This window comes from Ruegeria sp. HKCCA5839 (assembly GCF_013035585.1).
GTDB lineage: Bacteria > Pseudomonadota > Alphaproteobacteria > Rhodobacterales > Rhodobacteraceae > Ruegeria.
The window spans coordinates 1-22,060 of the sequence record NZ_WQIE01000004.1 but is presented as its reverse complement, the minus strand read 5'-3'; the positions used below and the strand labels follow the sequence as shown (position 1 = coordinate 22,060).

Below are 22,060 nucleotides of genomic sequence, written 5' to 3'. Positions count from 1 at the left end.
CCCTCCCAGGTGCGTGCTCTGTCAATCGGACAGGGCAGATTTGCAGAAGTTGTTTGCACCGATCACACCGAATTCGGCGTGATTCGAAATGTATAGGTTCAGCCCTTGCCGCACGGAATCGAACCGTCCTCCAGCGTTAAAGGCCGACCGGAAGGCTTCTCCGAACAGCCAACGGTTCTTGTCGGCCACACCGCCCAGCAGGAAGATCCCGCCCGTGGGCATCAGAGTGACCGAGATATCGCCGATCACCGCAGCCAGATGGGTGGTAAACATCTCGGCACAGCGGACGGCAACAGGGTCTGTAGCGGTTTGGGCATCTTGCAGGATGTCTTTGGCCGGGCGGGCGGCCACATCCGTCAGCCCTTCGGCCAGACCAATGGCTTGATAGAGAACCGGCAAGCCGGTTCCGCTGAGGAACATTTCGGCCTCAACCGCCAGGCTGTCACCAAAGAAGCATTCTGGTACCAGAGTGCGGGCAGCCTCGAACACCGCCACTTCTTCGCGATAGCGCGGGGCCAGACCCACATGACCGCCTTCGCCCGATGCCGTATGATAGCGGCCCTGTGACCATAGTAAGGCACCGACCCCAAGACCGGTTCCCGGACCAACCACAAGCCGGGTACCCGCGGGCGGGGTCGGGTCGCCTTGCAGCACTTGTACGTCATCCTTGCCAATCTCGGCCACCGACCAGGCGGCGGCGGTGAAGTCGTTGATAACAAAGGTTTGTTCGGCTCCGGTGGCCTTCGCGATATCGGTCTCGGACAGGGTGACTTGCGCATTGGTCAGGTGAATTGTGCCGTCACGGACCGGCCCCGCGCCTGCGGCCACGACGGCCAGCGGGTTGCTGCCCACCACATCGCGGGTTGCGTGAAACGCATCCAGCAGGTCGCTATTCGTACCGGTCGGGAATTTGTGCAGCTCAGTCACTTCTCCGTCAATGACCACACCCAATCGCATATTGGTTCCGCCGATATCGGCGACCAATGTCCAGCTGGGCTTGGCCAGTGTCGGAGTAGGGAAACGTGCGGTGGACAAGAGACTGGTTCCCAAAAAGCTGCTTTCAAGTTCGATACGTGCTTCGGTATTACGGCGCAACACCCGATCAGGGGTTGCACAGCCTCTAGCAACTTATGTTAGCGGTATCAATTCTTATGATCATCCGTCTATTCGACTTACAGTTCGTTGAAGACCACACCGCAGCCCGGTACCTGCGTGCCGTTCCACTCGACCGCCTTGTCGTTATAGTTGATCAGGACCTCATGCCGCGCCGTTTCGCGTCGCCGCAGGCCAGGGGGCATCGGAAAGATCTCTAAGCCCGTGGCTTGTGCCGCCAGAGCGATGACCCGATCCCATAGCGGCTCATCCGGGAAACAGCCCAAGTACCACATGTCATCATTGCCCATCAGTGCCGGGGTGCCGTCTTCGAACTCCAACAGTTTGGGCGCTGTGCCGGACAAGCGTTCCACCCAATGCTGCGCCGCACCGCCACCGGTGACCGGACGTTCGACAGTGGGGGGCAGGCTTTCGACCAGCTCGACCTGGCAGTCCAAAGCGAAAAGGCCGGGGCGCCCGCCCGCCGGAATCTGGAAATCGGGCGTGATCGCACCGCTGCGCGGACCAAAGAGGGCCAGATCACAACCGTTCGCGATGCGCGCCGCCAGAGCGTCATCCACCGAGGCCAGCCCTGGGGCCAGGATCAGTTTGTAAGCTTTTTGCGGGATGTTCTCGGTCGATACAAAGTCTACCGACAAACCGGCCCGCCGCAGGGCGCGATAGGTCGAAAAGACCAAACGGAAATAGTCAAACCCCGCCCCTTGCGGTTGCGTCGCCCAGGCCCAGTCTGATGCATAGTCAAACACGATGGCCACCTTTGCCGGGCGCACTGATGTGTCCCCCAAACGCGCAAGATCTTCGGCAGTTTGGCGCGCCTCGCCCATGCCGGGGGCCTCGGTGTCATGCGGTGTCAGCAGCCCCGCATGCATTTGCTCTTGCGCAAACGGCGCCTGTCGCCAGCGGAAATAGCTGACCACCTCGGCCCCATGCGCCACGGCCTCAAGCGACCACAGGCGGACCATGCCGGGCAGGGGGGCCGGGTTGAACGGCGCCCAGTTCACCGGGCCGGGCTGTTGTTCCATCACCCACCAGCGTCCACGCCCGACAGCGCGATAGAGGTCGTGGTGAAAGCCCTGCATATCGGGATCACCCTGCTGTAGATAGGCCGCTTTGTGCGCCTCGTCAGCCTCAAGCCGGTCGGACAGAAAGCCGATGGGATAGCTGTCCCATGTGGCGATATCAAGATCGGCACCCACTGCGAAGTGATCAAACTCCAGTACGCGGCCCATGTAATTGTGCAGCAGCGGCGCGTCGGTTAACTCGCGCAGTACATCGACCTGCGCCTTGTTGAACGCCACCACCTGATCCGAGCTGAAGCGCCGGAAGGCCAGAACATGCGCCGGGTTCGGTTCGGTCACCGTCAGGTTTGGCAGCTCGATCTGATCAAAACTGTCATAGTCCATCGACCAGAACACATTGCCCCAGGCTTCGTTCAGCGCCGCGACCGTGCCATAGCGTTCCGCCAACCAAAGGCGGAACGCGGCCAGCGCAGGCTGCGAATAGCTGAGCGTGGTGTCGTGACAACCATATTCATTGTCGGTCTGCCAGGCGGCCACATGCGCATTGCGGCCATAGCGTTCAACCATGATCCGGGTGATGCGCCGGCATTCATCGATATAGCCCTGATGGCTGAAACAGTAGTGCCGTCGCGACCCGAATTTACGGGGGTTTCCCTGAGCATCCACCGCCAGCATGTCGGTGTGCCGGTCCAGCATCCAGCGCGGCGGCGTTGCCGTGGGTGTACCCATCACCACCTTGAGGCCCGCCGCGCCCAGTGTTTCCACCGCGCGGTCCAGCCAGTCAAATTGCAGATCGCCCGGTGATGGCTCCATCCGGCTCCAGGCAAACTCACCGATCCGAACCCATGTCAGGCCGGTTTCAACCATACGTTTGGCATCATCGGCCCAGCTGTCTTCGGGCCAGTGCTCGGGGTAGTAACAAACACCCAGTTCGGGTTTCATAGAAGGACTCGTGGTTCTGCTTGGCCCTTGCCCGCATTGGCGGCTGCAAAGGTCATGCCGTTGCTGGGTTGACGCGCCATAGTGTCCGCATCGACGTCAACGCTGGCGGTAGTGCAATAAAGGGTGGTCAGATCCGCGCCGCCAAAGGCAGGGCACGAGGTATGCTGCGCCTCGAAACTGACGGCCTGAAGAAAACGCCCTGCAGGGTCATAGACCGCCACGCGCGATGCGCCCCATTGGGCGATCCAGATGTTTCCCATTGCGTCCACAACGGCCCCGTCGGGGTTCAAGCCTTCATCCCGAAGATCAAGATAAAGCTCGGCCGTGCCAGCGGGCCAGCCGGTTTCTGGGTCAAGTGCCTGACGCATGACCTGCCCAGAAGCTGTATCGCTGTAATAGGCGCAGCTTTTGTCCGGGGCAAAGCAGATCGCATTGGTGATGGTGACATCACTCACCAGCTTGCGAAGTTCGCCTTGGAACAACCGGTAAATCGAACCGGCACCGGTTTCGCCAGATTTCCCCATCGTCCCGATCCAGAACCCGCCCCAGGGGTCTGCACGCCCGTCATTGGAGCGGGTGACCGGATTGTCGGCCTCAAGCGGAACCACAAGCTCTTTCGCACCGGTGTCCAGGTTGAACGTCCACAGCCCGGTTTCCGAGGCGATCAGCAGAGTGGTGGTGTCGATCCACCCTGCAGCCGAGACATGCTCGTCAAAGCTCCAGCTTTTCGCCTCGCCGTTTTCGCGCGTCATCAGCTGTTTGCCGATGATGTCGAACCAGAACAGTTGCTGTCGTTCGGGGTGCCAGAGTGGTCCTTCCCCCAAGGCGCAGGGGCGGTTGTCGAAAACCTGGCTCATGCCAGGGCCGCGTCATAGGCGGAAACGATCTGGGCTGCGCGTGTGGCGATGTCATCCACCGACATGCCGGGCTTGTAGAGCGCCGAGCCGATGCCAAACCCGTCGGCGCTGGCCTTGAACCAATCGCCAAAGTTTTCAGGGCCCGCGCCGCCTACGGCATAGACCTGCGTGCCCTCGGGCAGCACGGCGCGCAGCGCGGCCAGCCCGGTTGTGCCAGCCATTACGCCCGGAAACAGTTTCAACCCGGTTGCGCCAGCCTTGAGCGCCGCAAAAGCTTCGGTGGGGGTAAAGATGCCCGGCCAGCTTTCAAGGCCCAGCTTGGCGGTATGGGCAATCACCTCGGTATCACAATTGGGCGACACGATCAGCTTGCCACCGACCGAGGCGACACCGTCGACCTGCTCTACGCTCAGCACGGTGCCTGCGCCGATCAGGGCACGATCCCCAAAGGTCTGGGCCAGCGCGCCGATAGAGTCCAGCGGATCGGGCGAGTTCATCGGCACCTCGATCTTGTCGATGCCTGCGTCGATCAGCGCCTGACCAACGTCCGCGGCTTCGGCGGGAGTCAATCCGCGCAGGATGGCGATAAGAGAACGGCTCATGCAGTTTGCCTCGTTCGGTTGCGGGCCATGGCAAGCCCGGCCAGAGTGGTTGTTGTGGCGTCTGCGGTCTCAACGCTGGCCCCTTGGGCACCGAGCGCTGTGGCATAGGCAGCGGACAGGGTTTTCGAGCCGATGATTGCGATCTGCTGACCCAGCCAATAGGCACGCGAGGCGGCCAGCTCGGCCCCGATCAAAAGGCCCGACAGACGGGCGCGTGCGACAGAGGCATCTTGCGCGTGCAACAGATCCGCGGCGCGCAGACCAAACAGGCGTGCGGCCAGCTGTTCGGGTTTCGACAGCGCATCTGAGACGGCCTCGGCAAAGGCGTCGTCATCCCAGCCGTCCCCGATCGAGTGTTTCAGAACCGATTGCTTTCGCAGCAATTCGAACATTTCACCGGTCATGAAAGTGCGGAAGCTCACCACCTCGCCAGCGCTGATCTGGGCCCATTTGGTGTGGGTGCCCGGCAGGCAGATAATTCCGTCCCAGTTGGGATGGGTGGCCAGAAAACCCGCGATCTGGGTTTCCTCGCCGCGCATCACGTCTGGCGGGCTGTCCTGTTTCAGACCGGGTACAACAAAGGCGCGGATGCGCGGATCGGTATCGGGCACACGGATCGGAATGTCGGGCACAGGTGCAGAGGGTACAGCCGCATAGGGTGCCTCGACCCAGCCCTGACGGGCGCCAACCATACCGCATGCGATGACATCAACAGGGTCAATACCCAGCCAGCAGTCGACAAGCTCCAACAGGGCGGGTTGAAAGCCGCTCTTGTCCAGGCGTCCCATGCCTTTGGCGGATTGCTTTTGGTCCTGCACAGCGTCGCCGCGCATTGCCCAAACGCGCAGTTGCGACGTGCCCCAATCCACCGCGATCCATTCAGCGTTCATCGCATCACCCCGACACCACAACGCCGCCGTCGACCGCCATGCACTGCCCGGTCATGGCCCGGCTGGCTTCTGAGGCCAAGAAAAGTGTAGGCGCAATCATGTCTTCGGGCGACAGATGTTCTTTCAGACATTGACGGTCCAGATGGGCGGCCAGATCTTCCGGCGTGGCCCACATATCCAGTTGTTTCTGCGTCAGCACCCAGCCCGGTGCCAGCGCGTTAACGCGGATTTTCTGCGGCCCCAGCTCACGCGCAAGCGACCGGGTCATGCCCGTGATACCCGCATTCGACGTGGTATAGATCGGGTATCCCGCATTGCCCATCATATAGCTGATCGAGCTGAAATTGACGATGGCGCCGCCTTTGCCCTGCATCTGGCGCGCGGCCTCCTGACAGGCAAAATAATAAGCCTTGAGGTTCACCTCGATCATCCAGTCCCAAAACTCGGGCGTGGTTTCTTCAAGCGAGTGCCGTTTGTCATTGGCCGCGTTGTTGATCAGCACATTCAGCGGGCCATGCGCCTCGGCCGCCTTTTGCATCGTGGCATGCAGCAGTTCGGTGTCGGTCATGTCGCCCTGCATGAACAGCGGCGCGCGCCCGTGTTTCTCGTGCATCTCCTCGACAAAGGCCGAAGCGTCCGAGCGCCCGATAAAGGCGACATTTGCGCCTTGTGCCAGGAACCCATCGGTCAAGGCCGCGCCAACGCCCGAGCCTCCACCGGTGATGTAGACAGAGGCGCCGTTCAGATCGTGGAAAGTGGCGGTTTGGTCCATCAGTGACTCTCTCGTGTGACTAGGCGTGTATCTTTGCCGACAAGAAAATCAAGGTCGGCACCTCGATCGGCTTGCAGCACGTGGTCGATATACAGCCGCGCATATCCGCGGGTATAGTGCGGATCGTCCGGTTGCCACGCGGCGCGCCGGGCGTCCAGTTCGTTTTGATCCACCAGCAACTCAAGCTCACCCTTGCTGGCTGAAACGCGGATGCGATCTCCGGTTTTCACCAAGGCCAGGGTGCCACCGGCCTGGGCCTCGGGGCTGACATGCAGGATCACGGTGCCAAAGGCGGTGCCCGACATGCGTGCATCCGACACGCGGATCATATCGCGGGCACCCTGTTTTACCAGCTTGCCGGGGATCGGCATATTGCCCACCTCAGGCATCCCCGGATAGCCTTTTGGTCCGCAGCCCTTGAGCACCAGAATGGTGTCGGCGGTCACCGGCAGATCGTCGCGGTCAATATTGGCCTTTAGGTCTTCGATGCTTTCAAACACAAAAGCCTCAGCCTCGGTTTCCAGCAGCGTATCGGTCGCCGCCGACGGTTTCACAATCGCGCCGTTCGGGGCCAGATTGCCGCGCAGAACGCGCAGACCGGCAGCGGGTTTCACTGGATCATCAAAGGGGCGGATGACATCGCTGTTATAGCATTCGGCCCCCTCATAATGCGCCGAGATATCCTTGTTCAGCACCGTCTTGGCCGGACGCAGGAAGGATTTGAGTTCATTCAGAACGACGGGCACGCCACCGGCGTAACAGAAATCCTCCATCAGGTATTTGCCCGAGGGCATGCAGTTGACCAGCAGCGGGATTTGCGAGCCGATCTCGAAAGCCTTCAGTGTCAGGTCAACACCCACACGGCCCGCCAAGGCCAGCAGATGCACCACGGCGTTGGTTGATCCGCCCACGGCCGCATTGGCCAGAATGGCGTTTTCGAAGGCTTCCTTGGTCAGGATGTCCGAGGGTTTCAGGTCTTCATCCACCATCTCGACAATGCGCTTGCCGGTCAGATGCGCCAGCGCCATGCGACGGGCATCGACAGCGGGAAGGGCGGCGTTGGTGGGCAGGGACATGCCCATCGCCTCGACCAGAGACGCCATTGTGCTGGCGGTGCCCATGGTCATGCAGACCCCGGCGCTGCGCGACATGCCGGATTCGGCGTTCATGAAGTCCTGCAGGGTCATTTCGCCCGCGCGAACCTCTTCCGAGAATTTCCACACATCGGTGCCCGAACCGATATCCTTGCCTTTGAACTTGCCGTTCAGCATCGGGCCCGAGCTGACCACAATCGACGGCAGGTCGACCGAGGCCGCGCCCATCAACTGGCCCGGTGTAGTCTTGTCGCAGCCACCCAGCAGAACCACGCCGTCAATGCCATAGGCGCGGATCGATTCCTCGACATCCATCGCCAGCAGGTTGCGGAACAGCATGGCGGTAGGCTTCATCTGGGTCTCGCCCAGTGACATGACCGGGAATTCCACCGGAAAACCTCCGGCCTCCCACACGCCGCGTTTCACGCCCTCGGCCAGATCGCGCAGGCCCGAGTTGCAGGGCGTCAGTTCCGACCAGGTGTTGCAGATGCCAATAATGGGCCGCCCGTCAAAGGCGTGATCGGGAAAGCCCTGGTTCTTCATCCAGGACCGATGAATAAACCCGTCCTTGTCGAGTTTCCCGTACCAGTGCTGAGACCTGCGTTTTCGGGTCATAGCTTGTGGCCTTCGATGACCCACATGGATTGTGGGAAGCTCCAGGGCAGCGACAGGCCCTGGCTCATCAGATATTGCCCGCTGACGGTGATCGGCCCCTGTTTCAGGGCCGGGTTGCCGCGCGACAAGGTGGCCGGTGCGGTGGCCGTATCCCGCAGTTCGACGCGGTATTGGGCATCCGCCTCAAGCCGGGTCAGGCGCAACGGGCGCGGCGCGATTTGCGAGGACGTGTCGGTTTTGCCGGCAAAGACCACAAAGCGCGAGCCATCACTGGTTTGCTGCTGTTCGGCAATGACCGACGGGTCTGGGCTGTCCAGTCGCAGGATGTCGGCATAGTACAGCCAGTCGCGGTTGTCCTTCCACCATTGGGTGACCTCGCGCAGAACCGTCTCTTCTTCGGGGGTCAATTCGCGAGGGTCCATCTCGAACCCCATATGGCGTTGGGCGGCAACCCATGCGCGGAACTGGATGTCCAGCACGCGGCCCGAGGTATGGCACACGCGGGGCCCCACATGGCTGCCGGTTACAGCCATGGGCAGGAAGATCGCGGCGTTGTGCTGAATGCGCAGCCGTTCCAGAGCGTCGTTGCTGTCGCTCAGCCAGACCCTCTGAGTACGTTTGAGAATGCCGAAATCAATACGCCCGCCGCCGCTGGCGCAGCTTTCGATTTCCACATGCGGGAAGTCCTGCCGCAGCCGGTCGATCAGCGCATATGACCCACGGGTCTGGGCCGCATCGGGCATGGGCAGCACGCGGTTGTGGTCCCATTTAATATAGTCGATGTCGTGGCCCGCAAGGATTGTCGACATGCGTTCATAGAGGAACTCGCGCACCTCCGGCAGCGCCATGTTCAGTGCTTTTTGCTGGCGGCCCAGGATCTGATCTTCACCCCCCAGCGCCCATTCGGGATGAGCCCTGTGGATGCTGCTGTCAGGGTTGATCATCTCGGGCTCGAACCAGATGCCGAAGGTCATGCCCAGCGAATGCACATGTTTGATCAGCGGGTCGAGGCCATCGGGATATTTCCGGGTATCGACCTCCCAGTCACTCAGAGAGGATGTGTCATCGTCACGCTGGCCGAACCAGCCGTCATCCAGCACGAAGCGTTCCGCGCCAAGCGCGGCTGCGCGGTCGGCAATGTCCTTGAGCTCGGGGAGGTTGTGATTGAAATAGACCGCTTCCCAACAGTTGTAATGCACCGGCCGTGCACGGTCGGGCTTGGGAAACGCGACGATGCGGTCCCGCAAATGCCGTTGGAACGCAACTGCGCAGCCGTTGATGCCATCGGCCGAGAACACCGCATAAAGCGGCGCGGTTTCAAACCGGGTCGAGGCCTCGCGCTCCATCCGGGCGGCCTGTCCGAACTGGATCTGGCGGCGCCCGTCGGGCAGCTCTTCGGCCACCATACGGTGCCCACCGGACCAACCGTAGTGGAAGCCATAGGCCTGGCCTTGCGCGTTGGTCGCACCCCGGACCGGGACGATCAGGCCGGGGAAATGCTCGTGCCCCGTGCGCCCGGTACGGTTCTCGCGATAGCGGATACCGGGCGACCACGGCGTGGTGTTCATCTGAAACTCACCACACCAGCGACCGGCAAAGTCGATCAGCTCATCCGACAGCTGTGGGGCCGGAAAGACCGGGGCCGACAGCCAGTGCAATAGCACCGGGCGATCCGCCTCGACCGCTGCGCGGGCCTCGATGATGTGAGTTTTCGGGTCGATCGAAAAGATCGCCTGATAGGTCAGCCGATGATCATCATCCCGAAAGGTCAGGGTCAGGTGGTTTTCCGAAACCTCTTCGCTTTCGAAACAGAATTTCGGAAGGATCGGCGTGCCATCCCCGTCCCGCATGATCAGGCCTGGCTGGCCTGGGAAACTGCGCGTGGCTTCAGGACAGATGGACAATTCCGGGTTGGCATCCAACATGCCCCCGGTCACGTCCAGCCCGTAGGCGTCAAATAATGTGTCTAGGTTTTCGTCATCCGGCAATCGAGGGCCAAAATACACAACTTCAGGAAGGTGCTCGCGATGGGCCGCGAGCACCAGAGATTGTCGCTCATCATGAAGCGACCATGTTCTTATCATTACTTTACAGCTCCGAGGGTAAGACCTGCGATGAAGTGTTTCTGCATCAGGAAGAACATTGCCACCGGTGGCAGGGCCGCGACGATAGAACCCGCACTCATCAATTGATATGCGGCACGGTACTGCGCGTTAAAGCTGGTAATACCGGCTGTAACAGGTTGGCTTTCAGGACCTTGTGTCAGCACGACGGCCCAGAAGAAGTCATTCCAGATGAAGGTGAAGATCAAGACGCTGAGCGCGGCAATCGCCGGTTTCATCAGCGGCAGGACAACATACCAGAAGATGCGCCATTCACTGATGCCTTCAACCCGTGCGGCCTCGATCAGCTCGAAGGGCAGGGCGCGGATGAAGTTGCGCATGAAGAGGGTGCAAAAGCCGGTCTGGAACGCGATGTGGAACAGAACCAGCCCGGTCTTGGTGTTGTAGAGGCCCAGCTCCAATGTCAGGTCCCGAACCGGAACCATCAGGATCTGGAAGGGGACGAAGTTGCCCGCAACGAACATGAAGAAGATCCAGATGTTCGACTTGAACTTGTAGATCCCCAAGGCAAAGCCGGTCATGGTGCTAAGTGCCACCGCTCCGATCACCGTTGGAATGGTGATCATGAACGAGTTCAGCAGATACCGGGGCATGTCCGAGTTGAAGAAAACCTGCCCGTAGTTGAAGGCCCCCTCAAAGCTGGAGGGAAGCCCCCAATAGTTGGCGTTGGTGAAATCCGCTGCCGGTTTGATCGAGAACAGGGCCACGGCCAGAAGGGGCCCCAGCCACAACAGCAGAGCGACGGGCAACAGGGCCTGATAGGTGATCTGCGCGGGGCGGGATTGTTTTTCTATAGGTGTCGGAAACATCTTAGTGCCCCTTTTCTTCGCGATACATCGACCACAGGAAGTAGGCGATGAAGCAGAGCATGATCAGGAACAGGACCACGGCGATGGCAGCACCATATCCCATGCGGAACCCGTATTCGGACAGGGCGACTTCGAACATGTAATAGGCCAGCACGCGGGATGAGCCGAACGGGCCACCCTGTGTCATGATCGAGATCAGGTCGAATGAGCGCAGAGCGCCGATGATGGTCACGACAAATGCAATGAAGGTGGCCGGGCGCAATTGCGGCAGGATCACATGCCACAGCATCCGTCCACCCTTGGCACCGTCAAGACGCGCAGCCTCGATCTGTTCGGGATCCACCGCGTTCAGACCGGTGAGATACAGGATCATGCAATAGGCCGTTTGCGGCCAGAGACCGGCAAAGATGATGCCGTAGGTTACGAACCGTTCATCCCCCAGTACGTTCAGCGGACCCATTCCGAATAGGCCGAGAAATTCGTTCAGAAGGCCGAAGGTCGGATCATAAAACCAAGTGAAAACCAGGCCAACCACAACCTGCGAGATCACAAAGGGGAAGAAGAAGAGCGATTTGTAGAGCCGGATGCCCCAGACCGTCTGGTTCAGAAACAGCGCGATGAACAGACCGGCGGGGATCGCCAGAAGATACAGGACCAGCCAGATCAGGTTGTTCTTGAGCGAGACATAGAATGCGTCGCGGTCAACCCATTCCCAATAGAGGTCTTCATAGTTGCGAAACCCCACATATTCAGCGGCCCCCAGACCGTCCCATTCGTACAGGGACAGGTTGAAGGATTGGAAAACGGGGATGATTACGTAAACCAGGAAAAACAGCAGGCCGGGGGCTAGAAACAGCCATGGGGCGAGGCGTTGCTGGTTTTTGTGGAACCAGCTTTCCTGTTCAGGGACGTCGACGGCTACGGTCATGGAAATACTCTGGCTAGGGTGAGACAGGGCGGGATCATGGCCCGCCCTGTGCTGAGCTTTGGCAATGGCCGGGACATAGCCCGGCCGTCACCCCTATCAGTTGTCGTAGATGCGCTGACGTGCGCGTTCCAGCTTGGCCAGAACCTTGTCAGCATCGTCGGGCTTGACCATGAATTCCTGGAAGCCTTCCATCGACACTTTCGCCATTTCCGCTGGTGCGTCACGGTCCCAGAACTGTGCAACACCGCCCGGGCTGTTGGACGACAGCATCTCAAAGCCTTGCAGCAGGAATTTGTCGTTATCCACCGAGGATTTCGCGTTCACGGGCAGCTGACCCAGGTTCGCGCCGTTGTTGATCTCGGTCTGCTCGTCCGGAGAAACCACAAAGCGCAGGAACTCGCGCGCGGCTTCTTTGTTCGATGCATTGGCCGGGATGTGGAACGTGTCGGTTGGCGCGTCTTCGGCCAGTTCGACATCAGGGTTGATCGATACGAACTGGTAGAAGTCCAGTTGATCATCGGTCAGGCCTGCTTCGCGCAGTGGCGCAACAGCAAAGTTCCCCATCAGATAGGCCGCGGCTTCACCGTTGACCATGAAGGGCAGAGCTTCCTGCCAGCTGTAGGTCTGGTGGTTGTCGATGAAGGCACCCATGTCGATCAGCTCTTTCCAGTTCGCGAAAGTCTGCTTGACGCGATCATCTTCCCAGCTGATTTCACCGTTGGCCAGCTGGTTGTGGAACTCATAACCGTTGGTGCGCATGTTCAGATAGTCGAACCAGCCGCCGGCGGTCCACAGGAACTTGGTGCCGATGGTATAGCAGGCACGGCCCGATGCGACGATCTTTTCGCAGTTGGCCTTTTCTTCTTCCCATGTGGTCGGCTCGGACAGGCCCAGCTCGTCAAAGATGTCTTTGCGATAATAGACGCCCCACTGATAGTAGGTATAGGGCACGCCCCACTGTTTGCCGTCGATGGTCATCGCACCTTTGGTGGATGCCAGGTTCTCGGCGATCTCGGGCTCGGCCCACAGATCGGACACGTCTTCGAACAGACCCGCCTCGACATATGGCTTCATGCGGTTCGCGGCGTACCAGGTTGCAACGTCAGGCGTGTCCGCCGTCAGGAAGTTGCGGATCTGGGTTTTATACGCTTCGCGGTCGATCACGGTTGTCTCGATTTCCAGGCCCGGGTGCTGGGCTGCGAAACGGTCGATCATCGCTTCCATCGTCGCGCGTGGCGCAGGGTTTGATGTGTCCAGGAAAATCCGCAGCTCACCTGTGAGCTCGGCAGCAACGGGTGCTGCAAGTGCAACGCTGGCGGCCAGCGCGGCCGCGGTGCGCTTGAACATGGAATGCATGGTGTCCTCCCTTAAGCTTCCATATATTCAGTTCCAAATATTGAAACCAAGTTTTATATGTTGAAAACTACACATCGAATCGGCTAGTCTTGTCAAGACCCTCGTCGGGAGAGCGATGGTCAAACGGAGGAGACTGACACCCGTGTCAGGTGATGGAACGATAGGCAAGGCATGTGACGTGCTGGATCAGGTGGCCGCCTTTGGCCGGCCTGTGCGATTTGGGGAATTGCTTGAACACAGCAGCTTCCCCAAGGCGACCCTTTATCGGTTTCTGCAATCGCTCAGCAATCAAGGTATGCTCAGCTATGAGCCGGATCGGCAGACCTATTCGCCGGGCATCCGGTTGGTGCGTCTGGCCCATGCGGCCTGGATGCAAAGCTCTTTGGCACCGATTGCGCGCCCGGCCCTGGATGCGCTCAGCCAGGACACGGGTGAGACCGTTCATCTGGCGCAGTTGGACTCGGGTCAGGTTATCTATGTCGATAAGCGCAACGCGCACCGCCCGATCGAGATGTTTTCGGACGCCGGCAAGGTGGGCCCCGCCTATTGTACCGGTGTTGGCAAGGCGATGATGGCCTATCTGGACGAGGCGCAGCTGCAAAAGACGATCTCTCAGCAAAGCTTTCATCGGTTCACGCCAAAGACATTGACGTCAGAACAGGCGCTGCGCCGAGATCTCGCAGCCATTCGCAAGCGTGGCTATGCGGTGGATAACGAAGAACACGAGCCCGGCATCATATGTGTCGCCTGTCCCATCCTCACGGATGGGGGCAGGTTGCTGGGTGCCGTGTCCGTAACCGGTTCGACCGAGCGGATGAAATTAGAACAATTGGAGACATGGGTTCCCCGCGTGCGTCGTGTCGCCGAACAGATCGGAACCGAGGCGCAAGCATGGCGCTTTCCAGAGAATCAGCAGAATAGGATGCAAGTAACATGACGGGTGTGACTCTGAACGGTGCAATCAAGCGCTATGGTCAAACGCAGGTGATCCACGGGATCGATCTTGAAATCAAGGATGGCGAATTCTGCGTTTTTGTCGGCCCGTCGGGGTGCGGCAAATCCACTTTGCTGCGGATGATTGCCGGGCTTGAAGAGACCTCGGAAGGGCAGATTCATATCGGTACGCGGGACGTGACCCATCTGGACCCGGCCAAGCGCGGCGTGGCCATGGTGTTCCAGACCTATGCGCTTTATCCGCACATGACCGTGGCTGAAAACATGGGTTTTGGCCTGCGCATGAACGGCGTGCCCAAGGCAGAGATCGAAAAGAAGGTTCAGGAAGCCTCAAATATCCTGAAGCTGGATCAATATCTCAAGCGCAAACCAAAAGCTCTGTCTGGTGGTCAGCGGCAGCGGGTGGCCATCGGTCGTGCCATCGTGCGCGGCCCCGAAGTGTTCCTGTTTGACGAACCTTTGTCCAACCTTGACGCCGAATTGCGCGTCGAGATGCGGGTCGAGATCGCCCGTCTGCACAACGAAATCGGCGCGACGATGATCTATGTAACCCACGACCAAGTCGAAGCGATGACCATGGCCGACAAGATCGTTGTGCTGCGTGATGGCCGGATCGAACAGGTTGGTGCGCCAATGGATCTCTACCGCGATCCGGACAACAAATTTGTGGCGGGCTTTATTGGCTCGCCTGCGATGAATTTCCTCGATTGTGAGGTCGCAGATGGCGCGGCGCATCATTCGGCGCTCAGCGCGCCGATCCCGCTGACCAACAGCGTGCCAGCCGATGCCAAGAAGGTTACGCTGGGCATTCGGCCCGAACATATCGAGGTTGACCGGAACTCCGACGCCTGCACCGTGGATCTGACCGAAGCGCTTGGCGGCGTGTCTTATGCCTATTTGCTGGCCGCCAATGGCGACAAGCTGATTGTCGAAGAACGCGACGATCACCGCAGCACAATGGGTGAGAAAATCGGAATCTCGGTCCGTACTGACCGGGCGATGATGTTTGATCCCGAAACCGGTCTGCGCCTGCGCTAAGCTGGTCCGACAGTTCTTGTAAGTCTCAGGGGCGCCGTTGAGCGCCCCTGACCTTTTTGGGCGCGTCGGTTTTGTTAGTGGGATTTTAGTTTTGGATTCTGTATCCAAAATCCATTACTGATTGACGCAGCTGACCAACCAACCGAGTCGCAGATTTGCGAGAAGGAGCCCAACCATGCAGCCGACCATCTTTACCGGCATGATGCCTGCCCTGATGACCCCGTGCAAACCTGACCGCACGCCAGACTTTGATGCTCTGGTCCGCAAGGGGCAGCAGATGATCGCGGCGGGGATGTCGGCAGTTGTCTATTGCGGGTCGATGGGGGATTGGCCGCTGCTGACCGATGCTGAGCGGATGGAAGGTGTCGAACGGCTGGTTGCGGCTGGGTTGCCAGTGGTGGTGGGCACGGGAGCGATCAACTCGAAATCCGCCACCGCCTTGGCCGCGCATGCGCAGCAGGTTGGGGCGGCGGGGTTGATGGTGATCCCGCGCGTGCTGTCGCGGGGGTCATCCGTGACCGCGCAACGCAACCATTTCAAAGCCATTCTGCAAGCCGCGCCAGACGTGCCGGCCATTATTTACAACAGCCCGGTTTACGGGTTTGCGACCCGGGCTGATCTGTTCTTTGCGCTACGGGATGAACATCCCAACCTTGTGGGGTTCAAAGAGTTCGGTGGCAAGGATGACCTGCGCTATGCGGCGGAGCATATCACCTCGCGTGATGATCAGGTCACGTTGATGGTCGGTGTGGATACCGAGGTCTATCATGGCTTTGTCAATTGCGGCGCAACCGGTGCAATCACGGGGATTGGCACCGCGCTGCCGAAAGAGGCTTTGCTGCTGGCGGCCTTGTGTGAAAAGGCAGCACAGGGTCATGCCGAGGCGCGACTGCGTGCGCGCGAGCTGGAAGAAGCGTTCGGCGTTCTGGCCAGCTTTGATGAAGGCACCGATCTGGTGCTGTATTACAAACATCTTCTGGTTCTGAACGGCGAGGAAGAATACCGGCTGCATATCAATGAAACCGACATGCTGTCGGATGCGCAGCGAAATTATTGCGAACAACAATACCGCCTGTTTCAAACCTGGTTTGCCGATTGGTCCCGGCAGGGCGGGGTGATTGCCGAATGCATGTGATCGACAGCCATACCGGGGGTGAGCCGACACGTGTCATCCTGAACGGAGGGCCCGATCTGGGCCAAGGGTCCATGGCCGAGCGGGCACAGCGTCTGGCGCAGGATCACCGTGCCTTCTACCGCTCGGTCCTGTTGGAGCCGCGCGGGCAGCCAGCCATGGTGGCCGCGCTTTTGGTGGAACCGCAGGATCCAAGCTGTGTTGCCGGTGCGATCTATTTCGATCTGGATGCGGTGTTGGGGATGTGTGGCCATGGCACCATTGGCTTGGCCGTTACCCTTGCGCATCTAGGGCGGATCGATCTGGGCCGCCACCGGATCGAAACCCCGGCGGGAGTGGTAACGATTGAATTGGAAGATGCAAACACGGTCACCGTCACCAATATCGAAAGCCGCTGCGTGGCGGCGGATGTCGTGCTGGACGTGCCGGGCTATGGCCCGGTGACCGGAGATGTGGCCTATGGCGGCAATTGGTTTTTCATCGTCGACCCCAGCCCGATCCCCATCGATCCGGCCAATATTCCACAGCTGACAGCCTTCACCACCGCGATCCGACAGGCATCCATCGCGCAAGGCATTGGTGGAGAGGCGGGCGAGCCGATAGATCATGTGATCCTGCAAAGTCCGCCTGAAGGCGCGGTACACAGCCGAAATTTTGTGCTCTGCCCGGATGACAATTATGATCGTTCCCCTTGTGGAACCGGCAGTTCTGCCCGTTTGGCCTGTCTGGCGGCGCGCGGGGTGCTGCGCCCGGGCGAAGAGATCGTGCAGGCCAGTGTTATCGGCAGCACCTATCGCTTGTCCTATCAACCGGGGTCCCGCGGTGGGGTGATCCCGCGTATTACTGGCAAGGCCTTTGTGACCTCGGACAGTACGATGATCTTTGACGCGAAAGATCCGTTCCGGTCGGGCATCGTGCTGTGAAGCGCGTTGTCATTGTTGGTGCCGGTGTCATCGGGATTACCACGGCGCTGGAACTGCAACGCCGGGGGCACGCGGTTCAGGTGCTGGACCGGGACGGAGTTGCGGCGGGTGCCTCTGCCGGCAATGCGGGGGCCTTTGCCTTTGCCGAGATCGAGCCTTTGGCGACACCGGGGATCCTGCGCAAAGCGCCGCGTTGGCTGCTGGATCCACTGGGCCCGTTGTCGGTACCGCCTGCCTATGCGCTGAAAATCGCGCCTTGGCTCTGGCGGTTCTGGCGGGCCAGCCGCGCGCAGAACTATCAGCACGCATTGGCGGCGCAAGCTGGTTTGATGCAGCTGTCCTCGGCCGCTTTGGACCGGTTGATCCCCTTTGCGGGGATGCAGGACATGGTGCAGAACGACGGTCAATTGCAGCTGTATGAAAGTGAGGCCGCATTTCGCGCCAGCCTGCCCGGCTGGGAGCAGCGCCACCGTCATGGTATTGCGTTCACACTGCTGGAACATCCCGAGGCGATTGCCGAAATTCAGCCGGGGCTAAGCCCTCGCTTTACCCATGCGGGGTTCACGCCGGATTGGATCAATACCGCAGATCCAAAGGCCTGGGTCGAAACGCTGGCGAAGGCGTTTCAAGACAAGGGCGGACAGATCGACCGGCGCGAGGTGTGCGCCCTGTCTGTGTCTGATCAGGCGGCGCAGGTGCACACGACTGATGGCACGATTGCAGCCGACAGCGTTGTGGTGGCTGCTGGTGCCTGGTCGCATTTTCTGGCGCGGGGCATGGGTGACCATATCCCGCTGGAGACCGAGCGTGGATACAATACGACCCTGCCTGCAGGCGCGTTTGACCTGCGCACGCATTTGACCTTCTCAGACCACGGGTTTGTGGCCAGCCGGATCAACGGCGGTGTGCGTATCGGCGGTGCGGTTGAACTGGGCGGGCTCGACATGCCGGCCAATTTCAAGCGGGCAGATGTGATGCTGACCAAGGCCCGCGATTTCCTGCCGGGGCTGAAGGCCGAAGGCGGCCAGCCATGGATGGGATTTCGCCCCTCTTTGCCCGATAGCCTGCCGGTGATCGGGGCGGCGTCACGCAGCGATCGGGTGATATATGCGTTTGGCCATGGTCATTTGGGTCTGACGCAATCAGCAGGCACGGCTGAACTGGTTGCAGCGCTGATTGATCGCCAACCACCGCCCATATCGCTTGCCCCATTCGCGCCGACGCGATTTTGAAAGAGTTCTTATGCGAAGCCGTCACGACACAGACAACACTCTGAACACAGGACGCCAGACATGACAGCGAAACGTGCGATCCAGCGCCAAAGCCTGCCCGATGTTATTGCCAGCGATCTGCGGGAGCGCATCCTCAGCGGCGATTTGGCCGAAGGCGAAACCATCCGGCAAGAGGCGCTGGCCGACGAGTACGATGTCTCGCGCATGCCCGTGCGAGAGGCGCTGAAACAGCTGGATGCCGAGGGGCTGGTACAATTGACCAACAATCGCGGCGCCACGGTGACAGAGCATTCACTGGCTGAGATTGCCGAAATCTTCGACCTTCGCGCCTTGCTTGAGGTTGATCTGTTCCGACGTGCCATTCCGGCCATGACGACGGTGGATTTCTCAGTCTGCACCAAGATCCTTGAGCAGATGGAACAGTCTTATGACGCCAATGATGTCAGCGCCTGGGGGGCGCTGAATCACAAGTTTCACACCGCACTTTATGCGGCGGCGGATCGCGGGCTGACCAACGATCTGCTACACCGGGTGGCGCTGCAATCGGACCGCTATGTGCGGATGCATCTGAGCGTGATGGAACAACGCGAACCGGCACGCAAAGAGCATCGCCAATTGTTGCAGCTGGCCCAGTCCGGTCAGGTCGACGCGGCCTGCACCTTACTGTCACATCATATCGGACGCACGAAAGAGGCGCTTTTGGCACTGATGGCCGCGCGAAATGACCCAGAGACTACTGTGTGAACATCAACCGCGCGGTTACGGGTATCGTGCGGGTAATGCTGGGCAGCTGCGCCAGCTCCATCAACTTGTCGACCCCGGCCGAGACATTTGCGTCTTCGGTGCTGATGAACACCATGTCATTGGTTGAAACCATGACCCGGTCTTCGGCCACCCGCAGGATGAACATATCCGCATAGAATTCGACATCGGCGCTTGCCAGCGACAGGGTGGCATCCACCTCGATCACCGATGTCTCACCAACGCTCAGCCCGGAAACAGCATCCATGTCGATCTGGGCGGTCAGTTTGGCAGTTGGGGCTTTGCGAAACACATGTTCGATCATCCGTTCGTTGCGAATATCGATATTGGTTTCGACCGAGGACAGATCGATCTCAATCTCGACCTGACCATCATCGCCGACATGACCCGACAGGTTGGTGAAGGAATTCACCTCGCCCAGATCCTCAAGCTTGATCGTGCCATAGGCCAGATGCGAGGTGTCCGGGTCCAGCGTCCAATCTGCGGCCAGGACTGGGCTGGCCAGCAGGACCGACGCAATCGTGATTGTTTTCATCATCAGTTTCATTTCTTTCCTCGCCGTAATATGTCACTCAGGGCAGGGGTTCTGGCCCGTCTATGACATAAACACACACAGGTCGCGGCTTATTCGATGGATGTCGATCTTAACTCGGAACAAGCCGTGCGCGGCGCGATCCAGACGCATTCGAAAAGGGTATGGCGGTTTGCTTTGTCGCTGTCGGGGGCGTCGGATATCGCTGATGATCTGCTACAAGCAACTTGCCTTCGCGCACTGGAACGCCACCATCAGGTGACATCAACGGCCCGGTTGGACAGTTGGCTGATGACAATCTGCCGCTCGATCTGGCTGAATGAAATACGGTCCCGCTCGGTCCGCAAGGCGCAGGCCTTGTCGGTGACGCCCGAGGTCGAATTGATTTCACAAGATGCCGACGCAGAAACGAATATTTTTGCGGCTGAAGTGTTTACGAAAGTGATGGAACTGCCCGAAGCGCAGCGTGAGACGGTGATGCTTGTGTTTGTAGAAGGATACAGCTACCGCGAGGCGGCGGATATTCTGGGCGTTCCGATTGGCACGATCATGAGCCGGCTGTCCAATGCCCGGCAGAAACTGAAGTCTGCGATTCAGCCTGATGAGGCTGGGTCTGATCGACGGAGTGGCAAATGAAGTTTTCCGACGAGACGCTGTTGGCGTATCTGGAAGGCGATCTGGATCGCGACACGGCCAGCGCCATCGAAGACGCTGTTGCCGAAGATGCCGAGCTGGAGTCGCGCCTGATGGCGCTCGACCCGATAGCGCCCATGGTTCAAACCGCGTTTGAAAACGTGCCCGCCAAAGCACCCGTTATCGATCTGCCCGAACCAGAACTGGCACCCATTGCAGGCCCCTCACCGGCGATGGGAATTGGGCGTTTGTTGGCTGTGGCGGCTTCGGTCTCGGTCATTGCGGTCTCGGCGACCTTTTGGGCCACCCGCCCCGAACCGATGGGATGGGCCGAGCAGGCGGCGATTTATCAGTCGCTTTACGCGCCAGAAACGGTTGCCGCGCTTGACCCGTCACCCGAGGCTTTGGATGCGCAATTTGCGCAGGCAGAAGAACAGCTTGGTCGATCTTTGAACCGCGATGTGCTTGAAACCCTTCCGGGGCTTGATCTGAAGCGTGCGCAAATTCTCTCATTCAAGGGGAAACCGCTTATTCAGGTGGTATTTGCAGACGCACAAGGGCAGCCATTTGCCTTCTGTGTCATACGCCAGGGGCCTGGCGCACCAGCAAAGAATGTTGAACACGCCGTTCTCAGCGGTTTGGCAACCGCGACCTGGGCGCAGGATGGCTATGGCTATATCCTCATGGGCAGCGATGCCGACAGCCCGCTTGAAGGGAATCTGGATATTCTGACCACCAGTTTTGCAAGCTGAGCCGCGCACCGCGAAAAGAGCTTGAGAACAGGTGAAAATCTTCGAAGAATGGGCGGTATGAAGCCCAAATCCGCCATACCTGATCCGGACGAGGAAGAACTCGGGCCGCGCAGCATCTATGATTCCGATCCGGTGGATGAGGATGACCTGTGGTTCTTGCCACCCGAAGAGGAAGTGGCCGATGAGGATTTCCTGCCACCCGGACCGCGCGCGGAACAGGGTCTGCTGTTTGATCCCCGCGACTGGCAGGCGGCGCAGAATGATTTGTCCGCCGAGCTTGCCGATCTGTGTCTGACCTTCGGAGCGCTCGATGAGCGCTTGCGCGCGGGCCCCAAGGGCTGGGGCCATCGGCTGGCCCTGATGGACGTGTCGGATCTGGGCTGGTGGACCGGCGACCGGATCAGCGTTGATCGGCTGGCGCTCTGGACCGAGTTGCGGATCGGAGCCACCTCGGATGATGTGCAGGCGCTGTACCGCGCCGGTTGGGCCGTGCGCCGCCTGACCTCGGGCGCGCCACCTGCGGATGGTGGGTGGGAGCAAGGGTTGACCGCGTTTCTGGATCGCATGGCACAAGGGCTGGACGCGGTGCCCGAGGCGGTGGCCGATCTGGCCGAGGTGTTGCACAACGCGCAGAGCCTGCATCCGGCGACCCAATCCGCGATTGCCTTTCATGCCTGGCGGGCCCTGTCGCAAGGTATTGGTCAGGATACCGAGGCGGCCATCATCGCCGCACGCCATGCCGCCAGCATGGGCCGGGGTGGCGCGCTGTTCATGCCGCTGGCCCTGTCCGGCCCCGGTGCGCTGCGCGGTGTCGGCGACCCGCATGAAAAACTGGGTGCCTGGTTGCGTGGGGCAGGGCAGTCCGCTCTGGCCGCCTTGCTGCATCTGGACCGCGTCAGCGCGTGGGACACCCGCGCGCGGGGCGCTACGACAGATCTGAGCGGCCGCACCCCACCGCGGTTGATCGAAGTTCTGACCGCGT

21 protein-coding genes are annotated in these 22,060 nt (G+C 60.0%); 9 read left to right on the top strand and 12 right to left on the bottom strand.

Annotation, left to right across the window (positions count from 1 at the left end; genetic code table 11):
* Positions 1-21 precede the first annotated feature (21 nt).
* The 11 genes from GOV38_RS12585 to GOV38_RS12535 form a co-directional block, all read right to left on the bottom strand.
* On the bottom strand, positions 22-1,035 hold the full coding sequence (locus GOV38_RS12585; RefSeq protein ID WP_254430465.1) for an ROK family protein: 1,014 nt from the start codon (positions 1,033-1,035) through the stop codon (positions 22-24).
* A 137-nt stretch (positions 1,036-1,172) separates the two neighbouring features.
* A complete protein-coding gene (locus tag GOV38_RS12580; protein WP_171208144.1) occupies positions 1,173-3,074 on the bottom strand; it encodes a beta-galactosidase in 1,902 nt (633 codons plus the stop codon).
* Entirely contained in the window at positions 3,071-3,931 is an 861-nt protein-coding gene (locus tag GOV38_RS12575) for an SMP-30/gluconolactonase/LRE family protein (protein ID WP_171208143.1), read from the bottom strand. The genes GOV38_RS12580 and GOV38_RS12575 overlap by 4 nt, the downstream gene beginning before the upstream one ends.
* On the bottom strand, positions 3,928-4,533 hold the full coding sequence (locus GOV38_RS12570; RefSeq protein ID WP_171208142.1) for a 2-dehydro-3-deoxy-6-phosphogalactonate aldolase: 606 nt from the start codon (positions 4,531-4,533) through the stop codon (positions 3,928-3,930). The genes GOV38_RS12575 and GOV38_RS12570 overlap by 4 nt, the downstream gene beginning before the upstream one ends.
* Positions 4,530-5,423, bottom strand: coding sequence for a 2-dehydro-3-deoxygalactonokinase (locus tag GOV38_RS12565; RefSeq protein ID WP_171208141.1), 894 nt, complete (start codon positions 5,421-5,423; stop codon positions 4,530-4,532). Before GOV38_RS12565 ends, GOV38_RS12570 begins: the two co-directional genes overlap by 4 nt.
* A gap of 4 nt (positions 5,424-5,427) precedes the next feature.
* A complete protein-coding gene (locus GOV38_RS12560; RefSeq protein WP_171208140.1) occupies positions 5,428-6,195 on the bottom strand; it encodes an SDR family NAD(P)-dependent oxidoreductase in 768 nt (255 codons plus the stop codon).
* Complete coding sequence (locus GOV38_RS12555) at positions 6,195-7,904, bottom strand: IlvD/Edd family dehydratase (protein WP_171208139.1); 1,710 nt, start codon at positions 7,902-7,904, stop codon at positions 6,195-6,197. The genes GOV38_RS12560 and GOV38_RS12555 overlap by 1 nt, the downstream gene beginning before the upstream one ends.
* Positions 7,901-9,988 (bottom strand): alpha-galactosidase, encoded by a 2,088-nt coding sequence (locus GOV38_RS12550; RefSeq protein ID WP_171132831.1) that lies wholly within the window; start codon positions 9,986-9,988, stop codon positions 7,901-7,903. Before GOV38_RS12550 ends, GOV38_RS12555 begins: the two co-directional genes overlap by 4 nt.
* Positions 9,988-10,836 carry a carbohydrate ABC transporter permease gene (locus GOV38_RS12545; protein WP_171103003.1) on the bottom strand — a complete coding sequence of 283 codons (849 nt, stop codon included), beginning with the start codon at positions 10,834-10,836 and terminating at the stop codon, positions 9,988-9,990. The genes GOV38_RS12550 and GOV38_RS12545 overlap by 1 nt, the downstream gene beginning before the upstream one ends.
* Position 10,837: 1 nt before the next feature.
* A complete protein-coding gene (locus GOV38_RS12540) occupies positions 10,838-11,764 on the bottom strand; it encodes a carbohydrate ABC transporter permease (protein ID WP_171103005.1) in 927 nt (308 codons plus the stop codon).
* Between the two features lie 96 nt (positions 11,765-11,860).
* Complete coding sequence (locus GOV38_RS12535; RefSeq protein ID WP_171103007.1) at positions 11,861-13,120, bottom strand: ABC transporter substrate-binding protein; 1,260 nt, start codon at positions 13,118-13,120, stop codon at positions 11,861-11,863.
* 142 nt (positions 13,121-13,262) lie between these two features.
* On the opposite strand from GOV38_RS12535, the gene GOV38_RS12530 reads away from it, so the two are divergent.
* The 6 genes from GOV38_RS12530 (at position 13,263) to GOV38_RS12505 (ending at position 19,143) form a co-directional block, all read left to right on the top strand.
* Positions 13,263-14,057 carry an IclR family transcriptional regulator gene (locus tag GOV38_RS12530; RefSeq protein WP_171208138.1) on the top strand — a complete coding sequence of 265 codons (795 nt, stop codon included), beginning with the start codon at positions 13,263-13,265 and terminating at the stop codon, positions 14,055-14,057.
* Positions 14,054-15,112 (top strand): ABC transporter ATP-binding protein, encoded by a 1,059-nt coding sequence (locus GOV38_RS12525; protein ID WP_171132829.1) that lies wholly within the window; start codon positions 14,054-14,056, stop codon positions 15,110-15,112. The genes GOV38_RS12530 and GOV38_RS12525 overlap by 4 nt, the downstream gene beginning before the upstream one ends.
* A gap of 175 nt (positions 15,113-15,287) precedes the next feature.
* Positions 15,288-16,247 carry a dihydrodipicolinate synthase family protein gene (locus GOV38_RS12520; RefSeq protein WP_171208137.1) on the top strand — a complete coding sequence of 320 codons (960 nt, stop codon included), beginning with the start codon at positions 15,288-15,290 and terminating at the stop codon, positions 16,245-16,247.
* The gene (locus tag GOV38_RS12515) at positions 16,238-17,167 is read left to right on the top strand and encodes a proline racemase family protein (protein WP_171208136.1); all 930 of its coding nucleotides are present in this window, start codon (positions 16,238-16,240) and stop codon (positions 17,165-17,167) included. The genes GOV38_RS12520 and GOV38_RS12515 overlap by 10 nt, the downstream gene beginning before the upstream one ends.
* Complete coding sequence (locus tag GOV38_RS12510) at positions 17,164-18,399, top strand: FAD-binding oxidoreductase (RefSeq protein ID WP_171208135.1); 1,236 nt, start codon at positions 17,164-17,166, stop codon at positions 18,397-18,399. Before GOV38_RS12515 ends, GOV38_RS12510 begins: the two co-directional genes overlap by 4 nt.
* A 60-nt stretch (positions 18,400-18,459) precedes the next feature.
* Positions 18,460-19,143: a GntR family transcriptional regulator gene (locus GOV38_RS12505; protein WP_171208134.1), complete on the top strand. Its 684-nt coding sequence runs from the start codon at positions 18,460-18,462 to the stop codon at positions 19,141-19,143.
* On the opposite strand, the gene GOV38_RS12500 is transcribed toward GOV38_RS12505, so the two are convergent.
* On the bottom strand, positions 19,133-19,708 hold the full coding sequence (locus GOV38_RS12500; protein ID WP_171208133.1) for a YceI family protein: 576 nt from the start codon (positions 19,706-19,708) through the stop codon (positions 19,133-19,135). The two genes, GOV38_RS12505 and GOV38_RS12500, sit on opposite strands and share 11 nt — an antisense overlap.
* A gap of 84 nt (positions 19,709-19,792) precedes the next feature.
* On the opposite strand from GOV38_RS12500, the gene GOV38_RS12495 reads away from it, so the two are divergent.
* The 3 genes from GOV38_RS12495 to GOV38_RS12485 form a co-directional block, all read left to right on the top strand.
* Entirely contained in the window at positions 19,793-20,329 is a 537-nt protein-coding gene (locus GOV38_RS12495; protein WP_171103022.1) for an RNA polymerase sigma factor, read from the top strand.
* Entirely contained in the window at positions 20,326-21,078 is a 753-nt protein-coding gene (locus GOV38_RS12490) for a hypothetical protein (protein WP_171208132.1), read from the top strand. The genes GOV38_RS12495 and GOV38_RS12490 overlap by 4 nt, the downstream gene beginning before the upstream one ends.
* Positions 21,079-21,135: 57 nt before the next feature.
* On the top strand, positions 21,136-22,060 hold a 925-nt coding region (locus tag GOV38_RS12485), incomplete at its 3' end, for a hypothetical protein (RefSeq protein ID WP_171213011.1).

Coding starts and splice junctions, on each gene's coding strand:
- GOV38_RS12565 (WP_171208141.1), bottom strand. CDS start 5,423: ATGAACGCTGAATGGATCGCGGTGGATTGGGGCACGTCGCAACTGCGC.
- GOV38_RS12500 (WP_171208133.1), bottom strand. CDS start 19,708: ATGAAACTGATGATGAAAACAATCACGATTGCGTCGGTCCTGCTGGCC.
- GOV38_RS12525 (WP_171132829.1), top strand. CDS start 14,054: ATGACGGGTGTGACTCTGAACGGTGCAATCAAGCGCTATGGTCAAACG.
- GOV38_RS12505 (WP_171208134.1), top strand. CDS start 18,460: ATGACAGCGAAACGTGCGATCCAGCGCCAAAGCCTGCCCGATGTTATT.
- GOV38_RS12570 (WP_171208142.1), bottom strand. CDS start 4,533: ATGAGCCGTTCTCTTATCGCCATCCTGCGCGGATTGACTCCCGCCGAA.
- GOV38_RS12545 (WP_171103003.1), bottom strand. CDS start 10,836: ATGTTTCCGACACCTATAGAAAAACAATCCCGCCCCGCGCAGATCACC.
- GOV38_RS12560 (WP_171208140.1), bottom strand. CDS start 6,195: ATGGACCAAACCGCCACTTTCCACGATCTGAACGGCGCCTCTGTCTAC.
- GOV38_RS12550 (WP_171132831.1), bottom strand. CDS start 9,988: ATGATAAGAACATGGTCGCTTCATGATGAGCGACAATCTCTGGTGCTC.
- GOV38_RS12580 (WP_171208144.1), bottom strand. CDS start 3,074: ATGAAACCCGAACTGGGTGTTTGTTACTACCCCGAGCACTGGCCCGAA.
- GOV38_RS12575 (WP_171208143.1), bottom strand. CDS start 3,931: ATGAGCCAGGTTTTCGACAACCGCCCCTGCGCCTTGGGGGAAGGACCA.
- GOV38_RS12490 (WP_171208132.1), top strand. CDS start 20,326: ATGAAGTTTTCCGACGAGACGCTGTTGGCGTATCTGGAAGGCGATCTG.
- GOV38_RS12555 (WP_171208139.1), bottom strand. CDS start 7,904: ATGACCCGAAAACGCAGGTCTCAGCACTGGTACGGGAAACTCGACAAG.
- GOV38_RS12520 (WP_171208137.1), top strand. CDS start 15,288: ATGCAGCCGACCATCTTTACCGGCATGATGCCTGCCCTGATGACCCCG.
- GOV38_RS12540 (WP_171103005.1), bottom strand. CDS start 11,764: ATGACCGTAGCCGTCGACGTCCCTGAACAGGAAAGCTGGTTCCACAAA.
- GOV38_RS12535 (WP_171103007.1), bottom strand. CDS start 13,120: ATGCATTCCATGTTCAAGCGCACCGCGGCCGCGCTGGCCGCCAGCGTT.
- GOV38_RS12515 (WP_171208136.1), top strand. CDS start 16,238: ATGCATGTGATCGACAGCCATACCGGGGGTGAGCCGACACGTGTCATC.
- GOV38_RS12495 (WP_171103022.1), top strand. CDS start 19,793: ATGGATGTCGATCTTAACTCGGAACAAGCCGTGCGCGGCGCGATCCAG.